This is a genomic window from Psychrobacter sp. P11G5 (assembly GCF_001593305.1).
Taxonomy (GTDB): domain Bacteria; phylum Pseudomonadota; class Gammaproteobacteria; order Pseudomonadales; family Moraxellaceae; genus Psychrobacter.
The window spans coordinates 3,144,129-3,158,067 of record NZ_CP012533.1; the positions used below are offsets into that span (position 1 = coordinate 3,144,129).

The 13,939-nt window shown below is 43.4% G+C and carries 9 protein-coding genes, 2 tRNA genes and 3 rRNA genes; 4 read left to right on the forward strand and 10 right to left on the reverse strand.

Going from position 1 to position 13,939, the window contains the following annotated elements; all coding sequences use genetic code 11:
* Positions 1 to 3: 3 nt before the first annotated feature.
* The 7 genes from AK825_RS12850 to AK825_RS12880 form a co-directional block, all read right to left on the reverse strand.
* Positions 4 to 1,062 carry a TRAP transporter substrate-binding protein gene (locus AK825_RS12850; protein WP_068038177.1) on the reverse strand — a complete coding sequence of 353 codons (1,059 nt, stop codon included), beginning with the start codon at positions 1,060 to 1,062 and terminating at the stop codon, positions 4 to 6.
* A 388-nt stretch (positions 1,063 to 1,450) separates the two neighbouring features.
* Positions 1,451 to 1,565 (reverse strand): 5S ribosomal RNA (gene rrf, locus AK825_RS12855).
* 181 nt (positions 1,566 to 1,746) lie between these two features.
* A 23S ribosomal RNA gene (locus AK825_RS12860) occupies positions 1,747 to 4,607 on the reverse strand.
* Positions 4,608 to 4,972: 365 nt separating this feature from the next.
* Positions 4,973 to 5,048, reverse strand: a tRNA-Ala gene (locus AK825_RS12865).
* An 8-nt stretch (positions 5,049 to 5,056) separates the two neighbouring features.
* Positions 5,057 to 5,133, reverse strand: a tRNA-Ile gene (locus AK825_RS12870).
* A gap of 93 nt (positions 5,134 to 5,226) precedes the next feature.
* Positions 5,227 to 6,765 (reverse strand): 16S ribosomal RNA (locus AK825_RS12875).
* Together the 16S, 23S and 5S rRNA genes with 2 tRNA genes alongside form the textbook arrangement of a ribosomal RNA operon.
* A 772-nt stretch (positions 6,766 to 7,537) precedes the next feature.
* A complete protein-coding gene (locus tag AK825_RS12880; RefSeq protein WP_346243091.1) occupies positions 7,538 to 8,104 on the reverse strand; it encodes a DNA glycosylase in 567 nt (188 codons plus the stop codon).
* Between the two features lie 394 nt (positions 8,105 to 8,498).
* On the opposite strand from AK825_RS12880, the gene upp reads away from it, so the two are divergent.
* The gene (gene upp, locus AK825_RS12885; RefSeq protein WP_068038182.1) at positions 8,499 to 9,146 is read left to right on the forward strand and encodes a uracil phosphoribosyltransferase; all 648 of its coding nucleotides are present in this window, start codon (positions 8,499 to 8,501) and stop codon (positions 9,144 to 9,146) included.
* Between the two features lie 126 nt (positions 9,147 to 9,272).
* On the forward strand, positions 9,273 to 10,025 hold the full coding sequence (locus AK825_RS12890) for an SDR family NAD(P)-dependent oxidoreductase (RefSeq protein WP_068038185.1): 753 nt from the start codon (positions 9,273 to 9,275) through the stop codon (positions 10,023 to 10,025).
* Between the two features lie 92 nt (positions 10,026 to 10,117).
* On the opposite strand, the gene AK825_RS12895 is transcribed toward AK825_RS12890, so the two are convergent.
* Positions 10,118 to 10,798: a hypothetical protein gene (locus AK825_RS12895; RefSeq protein ID WP_068038187.1), complete on the reverse strand. Its 681-nt coding sequence runs from the start codon at positions 10,796 to 10,798 to the stop codon at positions 10,118 to 10,120.
* Between the two features lie 190 nt (positions 10,799 to 10,988).
* Between AK825_RS12895 and AK825_RS12900 the strand changes: the two genes are divergently transcribed.
* Both AK825_RS12900 and AK825_RS12905 read left to right on the forward strand, forming a co-directional pair.
* Positions 10,989 to 11,945, forward strand: coding sequence for an alpha/beta hydrolase (locus tag AK825_RS12900; protein WP_068038191.1), 957 nt, complete (start codon positions 10,989 to 10,991; stop codon positions 11,943 to 11,945).
* Positions 11,946 to 12,128: 183 nt separating this feature from the next.
* Complete coding sequence (locus AK825_RS12905; RefSeq protein WP_068038194.1) at positions 12,129 to 12,965, forward strand: alpha/beta hydrolase; 837 nt, start codon at positions 12,129 to 12,131, stop codon at positions 12,963 to 12,965.
* Between the two features lie 107 nt (positions 12,966 to 13,072).
* On the opposite strand, the gene AK825_RS12910 is transcribed toward AK825_RS12905, so the two are convergent.
* Both AK825_RS12910 and AK825_RS12915 read right to left on the reverse strand, forming a co-directional pair.
* On the reverse strand, positions 13,073 to 13,324 hold the full coding sequence (locus tag AK825_RS12910) for a DUF1653 domain-containing protein (protein WP_068038197.1): 252 nt from the start codon (positions 13,322 to 13,324) through the stop codon (positions 13,073 to 13,075).
* 29 nt (positions 13,325 to 13,353) lie between these two features.
* Positions 13,354 to 13,932: a GNAT family N-acetyltransferase gene (locus AK825_RS12915; protein WP_068038202.1), complete on the reverse strand. Its 579-nt coding sequence runs from the start codon at positions 13,930 to 13,932 to the stop codon at positions 13,354 to 13,356.
* Positions 13,933 to 13,939 lie beyond the last annotated feature (7 nt).

The following is a 13,939-nucleotide window of genomic DNA, read 5'->3' on the forward strand; positions in this document are numbered from 1 at the left end:
GGGTTAAACTTTGCAGGCGGCACTGGCGGCTTTGGCTTTTTCATAAACACCATCGGCATCCAAGCCTAAAGCATTGACATCAGCAAGATATTTCTGTGTTCCTTTTTCAAGCGGACCTTTCCAGTCAGGATCGTTAAGTGGATCAGGGATTTCGACAATTTCATCACCTTTATCTCTAGCCGCTTGTATTGCCATCTGATCATGCTTGTCAAATACTTCACCGACTTTATTGGCAAGTGCCATACCTGAGTTTTTATCAAGAACCTTTTTCAAATCATCTGGCAGACTTTCATATTTGTCCTTATTCATAGTGACCATAAGAGCTGAACTATAAAAAGGAATATTAGTATGATACTTCGTTATTTCATCAATTTTGAAAGCTGTGACTGCCTCCCAAGGGAAACTCAAACCATCAACAACACCACGTTGTAAAGAGGTATACATGTCATTAGCAGGTAACCCTACAGGTGAAGCGCCAGCACTTTCAATAATGTCACCAGCAACTGCAGAAGGACGACGGATACGCATACCCTTCATATCTGCTGGTGTACGAATCAATTTATCTGTAGTATGCAGAGAGCCAGGTCCAGCACCATACATAAATAATAGATGCGAATCTTCATATTCACCAGCAAGCGTCCCATCATCATATAAGGTTTGTAACATACAGCCCATTTGAGTGGCTGAATTAGATAAACCAGGAAGCTCAGTAATCTGAGTTAGAGGGAAACGACCATTAGTATAGCCATGTGCTTGCGAACCAATGTCTATCGTACCTTTGGCAGCAGATTCATAAGTCACATCGGCTTTAGCAAGACCAGCTGATGGATACAACTCAACTTTTAGACGGCCATTAGAATCTGTTTCTATTTGTTTAGCCCAAGGCTCAAATACTTCTGTACTAATAGAAGATGTAGCTGGCCAAAAATGTGAAAAACGCAGAACAGTAGTTTCTTCAGAAGCAGCTGATGAAGTATCAGCATTATCAGACGTTTGATTAGAACAACCAATAAGACTCATGGCTGCCAATGCACCTATTGAAAAAAGAGGAGCTAACTTCATTATCAATTCCTTTTGATAATCACGTGAAAGGGAGTAAGACTTTATATTTAATAACCAATTAATTATAAAACTCTGTTTGTAACACTATTAAGAGTTTATTCGAAATCCATTACATAAACAATACTTTCCTATAACGTTACGAGATACTTGTTATAGCTTATAAATAAAAATACTCTTTAAAATTATCAGTTATAATGATATAAGTCAAATCATTTTAGCTGAATAATAGAAGTATCCCATAAAATTAAATAGACATAATCAGTTTATTTTTTTAAACTCGATATGTAATCATTGGATATAATGAGGTTTTTAAATAATAGAAGCTATTAATAAGCCAGACAAAGAAAACCCCCAACGAATTAACGTTGGGGGTTTTCTAGGAATAGAGAGCTGACGATGACCTACTCTCACATGGGCCGACCCACACTACCATTGGCGCAACGATGTTTCACTTCTGAGTTCGGGAAGGGATCAGGTGGGGCCATCGTGCTATTGTCGTCAGCAAAGGGGGTTAGATATGAGTCTGTTGTTGTTCTTATGACTTCAATATTACTTGAGGCCTGTCAACATAAACCTAACTGAATCAAGGTTTAAGGTGATATCGAAATATTCTTACTTTATAAGCCACTACAGCTCATACAAGATAGATTAATTAGACTTGTATACAAACCACTTGGGTGTTGTATGGTCAAGCCAAACGAGCAATTAGTACAGGTTAGCTACACACATCGCTGTGCTTCCACACCCTGCCTATCAACGTCCTAGTCTTGAACGGCTCTTTAGGGAAATCTAATCTTGAGGTGGGCTTCCCGCTTAGATGCTTTCAGCGGTTATCCCATCCGAACGTAGCTACCGGGCAATGCCACTGGCGTGACAACCCGAACACCAGAGGTTCGTCCACTCTGGTCCTCTCGTACTAGGAGCAGATCCTCTCAAATTTCCAACGCCCACGGTAGATAGGGACCGAACTGTCTCACGACGTTCTAAACCCAGCTCGCGTACCTCTTTAAATGGCGAACAGCCATACCCTTAGGACCTGCTTCAGCCCTAGGATGAGATGAGCCGACATCGAGGTGCCAAACACCGCCGTCGATATGAACTCTTGGGCGGTATCAGCCTGTTATCCCCAGAGTACCTTTTATCCGTTGAGCGATGGCCCTTCCATACAGAACCACCGGATCACTAAGACCTACTTTCGTACCTGCTCGACTTGTGGGTCTCGCAGTTAAGCGCGCTTTTGCCTTTATACTCTACGACCGATTTCCGACCGGTCTGAGCGCACCTTCGTACTCCTCCGTTACTCTTTAGGAGGAGACCGCCCCAGTCAAACTACCCACCATACATTGTCCTCGGTATTGTTATACCTGAGTTAGAACCCCAACATGACCAGGGTGGTATTTCAAGATTGGCTCCACCGAGACTAGCGTCTCGGCTTCAAAGCCTCCCACCTATCCTGCACAAGTCAGGTCAAAGTTCAATGTAAAGCTGTAGTAAAGGTTCACGGGGTCTTTCCGTCTAGCCGCGGGTACACAGCATCTTCACTGCGATTTCGATTTCACTGAGTCTCTGCTGGAGACAGCGCTGCCATCATTATGCCATTCGTGCAGGTCGGAACTTACCCGACAAGGAATTTCGCTACCTTAGGACCGTTATAGTTACGGCCGCCGTTTACTGGGGCTTCGATCAAGAGCTTCGCTTACGCTAACCCCATCAATTAACCTTCCAGCACCGGGCAGGCATCACACCCTATACGTCCACTTTCGTGTTTGCAGAGTGCTGTGTTTTTAATAAACAGTTGCAGCAGCCTGGTATCTGCGACTGCCAACAGCTCAAGGAGCAAGTCCTATCACCATCAACAGCGTACCTTCTCCCGAAGTTACGGTACCATTTTGCCTAGTTCCTTCAGCAGAGTTCTCTCAAGCGCCTTGGTATTCTCTACCTGATCACCTGTGTCGGTTTAGGGTACGATTCGTTTATAACTATTGCTTAGAAGCTTTTCCTGGAAGCATGGTATTTGCCACTTCGCTGTACAAGTACAGCTTGCTATCAGATCTCGGTATAAAATAGCCCGGATTTACCTAAGCTATAAACCTACATCCTTTCACCTGGACAACCAACGCCAGGCTGACATAACCTTCTCCGTCCCTCCATCGCATTATAAACAAGTATCGGAATATTAACCGATTTCCCATCGACTACGCCTTTCGGCCTCGCCTTAGGGGTCGACTCACCCAGCCCCGATTAACGTTGGACTGGAACCCTTGATCTTCCGGCGTGCGAGCTTTTCACTCGCATTATCGTTACTCACGTCAGCATTCGCTCTTGTGATACCTCCAGCATACCTTACGATACACCTTCACAGGCTTACACAACGCTCCCCTACCACTTGAAAACAAATTCAAATCCGCAGCTTCGGCTCCTAGTTTGAGCCCCGTTACATCTTCCGCGCGGGCCGACTCGACTAGTGAGCTATTACGCTTTCTTTAAAGGATGGCTGCTTCTAAGCCAACCTCCTAGCTGTCTATGCCTTCCCACCTCGTTTCCCACTTAACTAGGAATTTGGGGCCTTAGCTGGCGGTCTGGGTTGTTTCCCTCTCCACAATGGACGTTAGCACCCACTGTGTGTCTCCCGGATATCACTCATCGGTATTCGGAGTTTGCATCGGTTTGGTAAGTCGGTATGACCCCCTAGCCGAAACAGTGCTCTACCCCCAATGGTGTTCGTCCGAGGCGCTACCTAAATAGCTTTCGGGGAGAACCAGCTATCACCGAGTTTGATTAGCCTTTCACCCCTATCCACAAGTCATCCCCTGGCTTTTCAACGACAGTGGGTTCGGTCCTCCGGTGCCTGTTACGGCACTTTCAACCTGCTCATGGATAGATCACTCGGTTTCGGGTCTATGCCCTGCAACTAAACGCCCTATTAAGACTCGGTTTCCCTACGGCTCCCCTAAACGGTTAACCTTGCTACAGAACATAAGTCGCTGACCCATTATACAAAAGGTACGCGGTCACCCTAATAAATTAAGGCTCCCACTGCTTGTACGCACACGGTTTCAGGTTCTATTTCACTCCCCTCACAGGGGTTCTTTTCGCCTTTCCCTCACGGTACTGGTTCACTATCGGTCAGTCAGGAGTATTTAGCCTTGGAGGATGGTCCCCCCATCTTCAAACAGGATTTCTCGTGTCCCGCTCTACTTAATATGTTAACGCTAATGTTTCGAATACAGGACTATCACCTACTACGGTCAGCTTTCCCACGCTGTTCTTCTACATTAGCACTAATCGGCTTCTCCCCGTTCGCTCGCCGCTACTTGGGGAATCTCATTTGATGTCTATTCCTAAGGGTACTGAGATGTTTCACTTCCCCTCGTTCGCTTCTTGTACAAGTACAAGATACCTACCTTATGGTAAGTGGGTTTCCCCATTCAGAAATCTCCGGATCACAGGATATTGCCGCCTCCCCGAAGCTTATCGCAGGCTGTCACGTCTTTCATCGCCTCTGACTGCCAAGGCATCCACCATGTGCGCTTCATTACTTGACCATACAACCCCAAGTAGTCTTTCTCTATAAATAGAGTTAGATTCCTAAGTGTTCTACAATCTAATTATGATAACGATATCACCTATGTTTATACGCTTGATTCAGTTCTCTTTACTTTTTTAATAATCAACCCCTGGGATAACAACTGATGTCGTTAAGAGGTCGATTATTAAGGTTAGAAACAACGCGTGAACACGTGTTCCTAACCCAGACTCATATCTATGTTTTTAAATAGTCTCTGTGCTCTCGTCGAGTCACAGATTCTGTATAAAACAGAAAGAAGTAATCAATGCCTATTGGCTGAATCACTTGTTTCTATTTATACATCTACTTATTTATTTGCATACTAAAGAATAGTTTATTATATGGTGGAGCCAAACGGAGTCGAACCGTTGACCTCCTGCGTGCAAGGCAGGCGCTCTACCAACTGAGCTATGGCCCCTGAAATAATGGTAGGCCTGGGCAGACTTGAACTGCCGACCCCCGCGTTATCAACACGGTGCTCTAACCAGCTGAGCTACAGGCCTATAGAGCGTATATATATCACGCCTAGGCTTTAATAAACTAGCTTAAACTAAAGAACAACTTGTTGTGAATTCTTGCTGACCGAATGCCATCTATAAGGAGGTGATCCAGCCGCAGGTTCCCCTACGGCTACCTTGTTACGACTTCACCCCAGTCATCAACCACACCGTGGTGAACGCCTCCCCGAAGGTTAAGCTATCCACTTCTGGTGCAATCAACTCCCATGGTGTGACGGGCGGTGTGTACAAGGCCCGGGAACGTATTCACCGCGGCATTCTGATCCGCGATTACTAGCGATTCCTACTTCATGGAGTCGAGTTGCAGACTCCAATCTGGACTACGATAGGCTTTTTGAGATTCGCATCACATCGCTGTGTAGCTGCCCTCTGTACCTACCATTGTAGCACGTGTGTAGCCCTGGTCGTAAGGGCCATGATGACTTGACGTCGTCCCCGCCTTCCTCCAGTTTGTCACTGGCAGTATCCTTAGAGTTCCCGGCATAACCCGCTGGTAACTAAGGAAAAGGGTTGCGCTCGTTGCGGGACTTAACCCAACATCTCACGACACGAGCTGACGACAGCCATGCAGCACCTGTATTCTAATTCCCGAAGGCACTCCCGCATCTCTGCAGGATTCTAGATATGTCAAGACCAGGTAAGGTTCTTCGCGTTGCATCGAATTAAACCACATGCTCCACCGCTTGTGCGGGCCCCCGTCAATTCATTTGAGTTTTAACCTTGCGGCCGTACTCCCCAGGCGGTCTACTTATTGCGTTAGCTGCGTCACTAAGTCCTCAAGGGACCCAACGACTAGTAGACATCGTTTACGGCGTGGACTACCAGGGTATCTAATCCTGTTTGCTACCCACGCTTTCGAGCCTCAGTGTCAGTATGATGCCAGAAGGCTGCCTTCGCCATCGGTATTCCTCCAGATCTCTACGCATTTCACCGCTACACCTGGAATTCTACCTTCCTCTCACCTACTCTAGCCTAACAGTATCAGATGCAGTTCCCAGGTTAAGCCCGGGGATTTCACATCTGACTTATCAAGCCACCTACGCTCGCTTTACGCCCAGTAATTCCGATTAACGCTTGCACCCTCTGTATTACCGCGGCTGCTGGCACAGAGTTAGCCGGTGCTTATTCTGCAGCTAATGTCATCGTCCGTGGGTATTAACCACGGAGTCTTCTTCACTGCTTAAAGTGCTTTACAACCAAAAGGCCTTCTTCACACACGCGGCATGGCTGGATCAGGGTTGCCCCCATTGTCCAATATTCCCCACTGCTGCCTCCCGTAGGAGTCCGGACCGTGTCTCAGTTCCGGTGTGGCTGATCATCCTCTCAGACCAGCTACAGATCGTCGCCATGGTAGGCCTTTACCCCACCATCTAGCTAATCCGACTTAGGCTCATCTAATAGCGAGAGCAGTAAACTGCCCCCTTTCTCCCGTAGGTCGTATGCGGTATTAATTCGAGTTTCCCCGAGCTATCCCCCACTACTAGGTAGATTCCTAAGTATTACTCACCCGTCCGCCGCTCGTCATCTTCTAGCAAGCTAGAAATGTTACCGCTCGACTTGCATGTGTTAAGCCTGCCGCCAGCGTTCAATCTGAGCCATGATCAAACTCTTCAGTTTAATCTTGCTATGAAGTCCTTTAAAGAGACTTCTAAACTTGGCTCATTTAATCTGGCAAATCGCTAAAAATTATGTTCGTAATGAATTAACTTTGAGTTTTTCTGCTGTCTTAAATGATAATTTTTATAGTTAATAATCTTCCCGAAAAGAAAAGATAGTCAACTTTATTTTTTAGCATTCTGAATCAGCAAAAATCCACACAAGTTGTTCTTTAGTTATGCTTTTAAATAGTGTCAATCTACTGTCGTCCAGTAGTTGATATATAGGGTATTGCTTTCCACTTCATCAACTTAAACCATATGGGTTATGCCTTGAAGCGAGCTGACTATCATATCATAATGATTTGATTTGTCAAGCTTTTATTTCGTTTCGTTTCAATAAGTTAATTGGGTTATTGTTGTGTAATAATACACTGCAATCATTGCCGTTTGTCTCATTGAGGGGCGTATTATAGACCCTTTTAACGAAGTGTCAAGCAGTAAATTATTTTATTTTAAACTGAATTAAAAGTAATTTACCTAGAAGCGTTCTCAATAAGTGGTGAACCACTTATTAAACTGCCTTCCCTTCCGACTGGGACGCATTATACGCGGTTTAAGATGGGGGTCAAGGGGGTTTGTCTGCTATTTTAGAGATTATCTAGCCTTATTATTAATACTACTTGTTTATCAGTCAGTTAGCGTCAAAAATAGTTTTACCTTTATCATAACTGGCCTTTGTTTCTTAAAATCGCTCACCTCTTCTATATAAAAGCCTTCTATATATGACACTTTTATAGCTTGCCAATCTTTTTAAAAAATTCTTTATAGGCAGCGACTTTTTTATCTAACGCTAAAGGATAGGCGCGCGAAGTTGAAGGCAACCTGTATAAGGTGAGATTATTAACACCAGTTTTTTTATTATGGTCGTTTTGCCATTGGTAAGGATAATCCATACTTTGATTGGTCTTAGGATACTTCGACTTGGCAGGTGGCTTAGCTAATAAGTTAAGTAATACCTCGGTTGCCTTGCCTCCTGTCGTAAATAAGGTCTGAACCTTTGGCACTTGTAGCAAGATATTGTCTAAATCAACAGGCGTTACAACGGTTAAATTCTTATCCGAGGCATTGCCCGTTTCACGAATAGCTTGTTTTACTGTCGGACAAGAAGCAATACCGCGCTCGAACATAAAGTCGCGAATACGCTCAGGATCAAAGCGTTTTTCATCACCGACTCTAAAATAATTGGCATCATCAAAAAACACACGCCCGTAAATACGCCACATATCATTATAGAAGTTAGGATAATGAAAACTCATGGCCCATTTGTCAGCTGTCGGTGGAAAAGTTCCCATCATCATCACCGTGGCATTGGGTGGTAAAACAGGACCAAATGGATGGGTTTCTATTTTTGCTGCTGGTATCTCTAACGTTACTGAGCTAGGAGCTGTTTCATTCTGGGTGCTTGATAGTTGTTTGGTCATAATATTCTTCATCAGAAAAGCGGTTTTTTTGGTATCATAGCAGGTCTAAACACTGCTTCACTTGTTATGGCGCTATGATAGTCAAATGTGGTCGACTTAAATAAAACTAACCTCGTTGTAAATGTATTTGGCCCGCTTGATTATTAGAGTATTAAGCTTACTATTTATGGGCTAAATATAGGGTTAATGTGCAGTAAGTGTTTGTATCTTTTATACTAATAGCAATCGCAGTTACTGCGCAAGCATCAGACCAAAAACCAAGAGAATACTTATGAGCGACTTAAAAATTACTGTAATTGAGCATCCGTTAGTCCGTCATAAACTCAGCCTCATGCGCGAAAAAGACTGTAGTACTTATAAGTTCCGTACGCTAACTAAAGAACTTGCACGTTTGATGGCTTATGAGGCAAGCCGCGATTTTGAAATTGAAACGTTCCCGATGGAAGGCTGGTGTGGTGAGATCACTGGTGAGCAAATTATCGGTAAGACGGCAACGATTGTACCTATTCTACGTGCTGGTATTGGCATGCTTGACGGCGTGCTCGATTTGATTCCTACTGCAAAAATCTCTGTCGTGGGTTTGCAGCGCGACGAAGAGACCTTGCAACCAGTACCATTTTTTGAAAAATTCGTCAGCCACATGGACAAACGTCCTGCCCTTATCATTGATCCAATGTTAGCAACGGGTGGTTCGATGGTAGCGACTATTGAGATGCTAAAGAAAAATGGCTGTACCAATATTAAAGCCTTAGTGTTAGTTGCTGCACCTGAGGGCGTACGCTTGGTGAATGAAGCGCATCCTGACGTGACCATTTATACCGCCGCACTAGACAGTCATTTAGATGAGCACGGTTACATCATTCCAGGTCTTGGCGATGCAGGTGATAAAATCTTTGGTAAGCAATTATCAAATAGGTAACTATCGATTGAACCGCAGTTAAGATAGCAACTATTAAGCCAAGACAGTTGGGCTAACAACATAAGCCAAAACAAATACTCGTCATAAAAATTATGCCACAAGCACACAGCATCAAAAGGATATGAAATGAACGTATTGATTACAGGAGCAAGCGCTGGTTTCGGTAAAGCACTGGCTGAACGTTTGGTTGCCAAAGGTCACCGTGTGATTGGCTGTGCCAGACGTATCGATAAACTTAATGCTTTGGCAGAAACTTTGGGCGATTTATTCTTACCCGTAGTGATGGACGTCAGTGATACTGCCTCTATTCCGCAAATTATCGCCGATTTGCCAGATGGCTTTAGTCAAATCGATGTCTTGGTTAACAATGCTGGGCTAGCACTGGGTACAGAGCCTGCCCAAAATGCCAGCCTTGATGACTGGATGCGTATGACAGATACCAATATCAAAGGTCTGATGGCGCTGACTCATGCCGTCTTGCCAGCGATGGCCGCTCGCGATAGTGGTTATATCATTAATGTTGGCTCTATCGCTGGTAGCTGGCCTTACTTTGGCGGTAACGTTTATGGTGCTACCAAAGCTTTTGTAAAACAATTTAGTTTAAATCTACGAGCTGATTTACTAGGTACGCAAGTGCGAGTGACCAATCTTGAACCGGGTAATGTCGCTGGAACTGAGTTTTCAAATGTCCGCTATCATGGTGATGAAGATAAAGCAGCTAAGGTTTATGATGGCTTTAAAACCATGACTGGAGAAGATATTGGTGATATTTTACTTTGGCTCATAGAATCTCCTGCTCATATTAACGTTAACCGTTTAGAAGTGATGCCAGTCGCGCAAACCTATAATGGATTAACGATTGCTAAGCAAGATAGCTAAAAATTGAATCAGAAAGCCAGCCTATAATTTTTTGCAAACTCAAACTATCGACGTTTAAAGTATCAATGTTTAGATTGTCGACGTTTAAAATATCAACGCAATTCATAATAACGAAGCAATACGGCAGTGTCATTTGGCATCGCCGTATTAGTTAGCTTCTCACTACTTAAAACCTGCTCATTTACCAAACGTAAATCATGAAACTCTAATACCAATACTTCATTACGAGTGCGCTCGCTGGTGCGCTTATTATGGCGTATTGGAAATCCAACGACTTGCTTGCCAACGACTTTTATCTGATTCACAATCAAGGTTTGACTGTTTTCTCGTCCTGACTTTAGCGCATCCTGCTTAATTTTTTGAGCCCCTAAGACCACAGTAGCAGGATTGACGGTGCTGGTAAATAATTTATCGAAGCGTGCGCTCTTGGGTATATTTCCAGCGACAAATAACACTTGTCCCAATGGTAGGTATTGAGCGTGGCGCATTAGCTCGGCACGAAACAGCGCTGGCATATCCATATTAAAATTGTCTTCAGTTTGGCTATAGAAAGCTGCAAAACTACGCTGGATATAACGTCCGAATACGGAAGCATTAATCCAATCTTGATAAGTATCGTTTGCTAATAATTGCTTGGTAAAGTCTTTTGGGTCTAAAACAAGGCCACCTGTTAGTAGCGCCATTAACAAGCTATGCGGATTGGCAAAAGTTTGCTTCTCCCATATTTGCGGATAAAGGCTATTATCCAGTCCTGATAATGTCGCTCTATTCATAAACCAACATTCCCTTTTTATTATTAAGCCATCACTTTGACGACTCTTCACCAATAAACATTTTTTATGCTATGGTCAGCCTGACTGTTTTTACTATAACAGCCTATTATCAATAATATAAAGACGTTTTGTGCTAAGCATTTTGACATTAAAATAGTTTGATAACATTAAGATGAGATGACGCCACTTCATGATAAAAAATCTGCTCACACTGCCGATGCAATACCAATTACAGACTATGAACGTCACTACTGCTAACAATATAACGCTCCCAGTCTCAGTCATCGGTAAAGGCAAACCTGTGCTCATGCTACATGCTTACGGCATGGATGCGCGTGAGTTTTTACCGTTTATCTTACCGCTCGCGGGCGAATATCAGTTCTATTTACCGCACTTTAGAGGTTTTGGAGAAGCGAAATCTATCAATTTGACGCAATTTGATTTTGTGCGCCAATATGCTGACGATATTAACGCAGTGATTGAGCAAGTTTGTCATGAGCTAAGCATAGAGTCTCTACCTGTTGCCGCTATTTCAATGGGCGCGCAAGTGATGTGGGCATATTTTGAACGTTTTGGTATATCGCGAGTAAGTCACTATTTGAATATTGACCAAAGCCCTGCTATCCATAATCAGTCTGATTGGCAAGGTGGATTGTTCGGAGCGCGACAGCAAGAGGTGTTTGATATTTTTCATAATGTGGTCGATATGACCCTACCCTATGCCAAAATTGATAGCTTCACGCATCTGCCATTTGCTATCAAACGCCGAGTCACTGATGTCGAACGGCTGTTTTCTTTACTATCAGTAAATCGCTCACGCTCAAAAGCCATCATACAATTCTTGACTCATCAAAATGATCATCAGCTGGTGTTTTATAATCACAGTACATGGCAACACAAGATGCGCTGCTTGCAAGCTTACTTAAAGCTGCCCTACGACTTTCGGGCAGTCATAGAAAAAGTCACTATTCCAGTAGTGAACTTAATTGGTGGTCGCTCTAGATTATATGATCCCGAATGGCAGCAGAAAGTCACCTATATGCTACCTAATGCTATTGAAGTTGTTTTACCGAAGGCGGGTCATGCGGTACCAATGGACGAGCCGATTGGCTTTTATAGAGTGTTAAAGAGATTTTTGGAAGGTTAGGCACAACATTACGCTGTCACATAAAAACTCTATAATCGACACTATAACTTTACAACACGTCATAGTAATTGCTCCGATCTACTTTTATACTAAAAAGCTGACGTTCGCCTTCATTAACCAAAAACCAAATCAAAAAGGTGCGTTATTATAAAAATCTTACAATAATATCAAAAGGATCTGAGCATGCCATATGTGAAAGTTGCAACACAAAACGAGCAATCTGTCGAACTATATTACGAAATCCAAGGTACTGGCAAACCTGTCGTGTTGATTCATGGTTGGCCATTAAGCGGACGGTCGTGGGAGTCACAACTCCCTGCACTGGTTGAGGCGGGTTATCAAGTGATTACGTATGACAGACGTGGTTTTGGGAAATCCTCCCAGCCATGGAACGGGTATGATTACGATACTTTGGCACAAGATTTAAAAGCCTTGATGGATGAGCTAGATTTAACAGATGCTATTATCGTCGGCTTCTCTATGGGCGGCGGCGAAGTGGCGCGTTATCTTGGGAAATATGGTTCAGAGCGTGTCAGTAAAGCCGTACTAGCCTCTGCTGTGCCACCCTATTTATTCAAAGCTGATGACAATCTTGATGGTGGCTTAGAAGAGCAAGATATTCAAGAGTTTTTAGATGGTGTCAGCGGTGACCGTATTGCCTTCTTGAATGACTTTACTAAGAACTTTTTTACCCCAAAAGACGGCAAGTTATTAGTTAGCAAGCCATTACGCTTATATAACCGTGATATTGCTGCATTTGCCTCTGCCAAAGCTAGCTACGATTGTGTCAAAGCTTTTAGCTATACCGATTTCCGTGATGATTTAAAAGCATTTGATGTACCAACTTTGGTCATTCATGGCGATGCGGATCAAATCGTACCGTTTGAAGTGAGTGGTCAACGTTCTCACGATATGATTGCAAATAGTCAACTTCATATCGTTGAAGGTGGTCCGCACGGCATCAATGTGACTCATGCAAAAGAGTTTAATGAAGCTTTGATTGCTTTTTTAGACAGCTAAATAACTTTGTATATATGAACAAGAAAGCGACCTTAAATGGTCGCTTTCTCGTTTGGTTAGTTAAATATGAGGATAGTTTAGAAGAAAGTTTAGAAGAAAGTTTAGAATTAGTCAGCCAAAGCATTAATCAGCTCAAATCTAGGTATTTCTTTACCATCTACCATGACTGTCTCATTAAACATCGCTAACGGTCGCACCCAAACACCATATTCGCCATACAGACAGCGATAAACGACTAACGCTTCTTCCGTTTCAGAATGCTGCGCGGTATGCAATACTTGGTATAGACTGCCTTTATAATGGCGGTAAATGCCTTGGGGAATAGTGTGAGAAATATTATTTTGGTTTTTTGGCGACATAAGATTCTTATTTAGATTAATTACAAGTTTTAGTAGTTTTCATTAAGCTTTTTCGTCAATTCAGCTTTTACTTGTGGCCACTCAGAATTTACCAAACTATACATCGCTGTATCTGAAATAACGCCGTCACGGCAGACTCTATTGCCTCGAATGACCCCATCTTTTTTGGCGCCTAAGCGTTCAATCGCTTCTTGTGAGCGGCGATTGCCAATATCCGCGCGCCAGCCTACGGTTTGATATTCTAAGGTTTCAAATATATAGGTGAGCAGCATGAGCTTACAGGTCGTATTGACATGCGTGCGCCAATACGATTGAGCATACCAGGTATAGCCAATCTCTAAGCGTTTCGCAAAAGGCAAAATATCATGGAAGCTCGTTGAGCCAATCGCTTTACCGGTTGACTCATCAATGACGACAAAAGCTTTTCTATCGGGCATTGATTCTGCAGTATTGATGTAGTCGATGACTTTATCTGGCTCTGGTACAGAAGTCTCGTTTATTTTCCATAGTTCACCGTCTTGGCAAGCTTCGGCTAAGTCATTTGCATAACTTAATGTCAATGGCTTAAGGGTGATTCCATTATTTGATAATGTAGGAAGGTCTAGCATATATTTC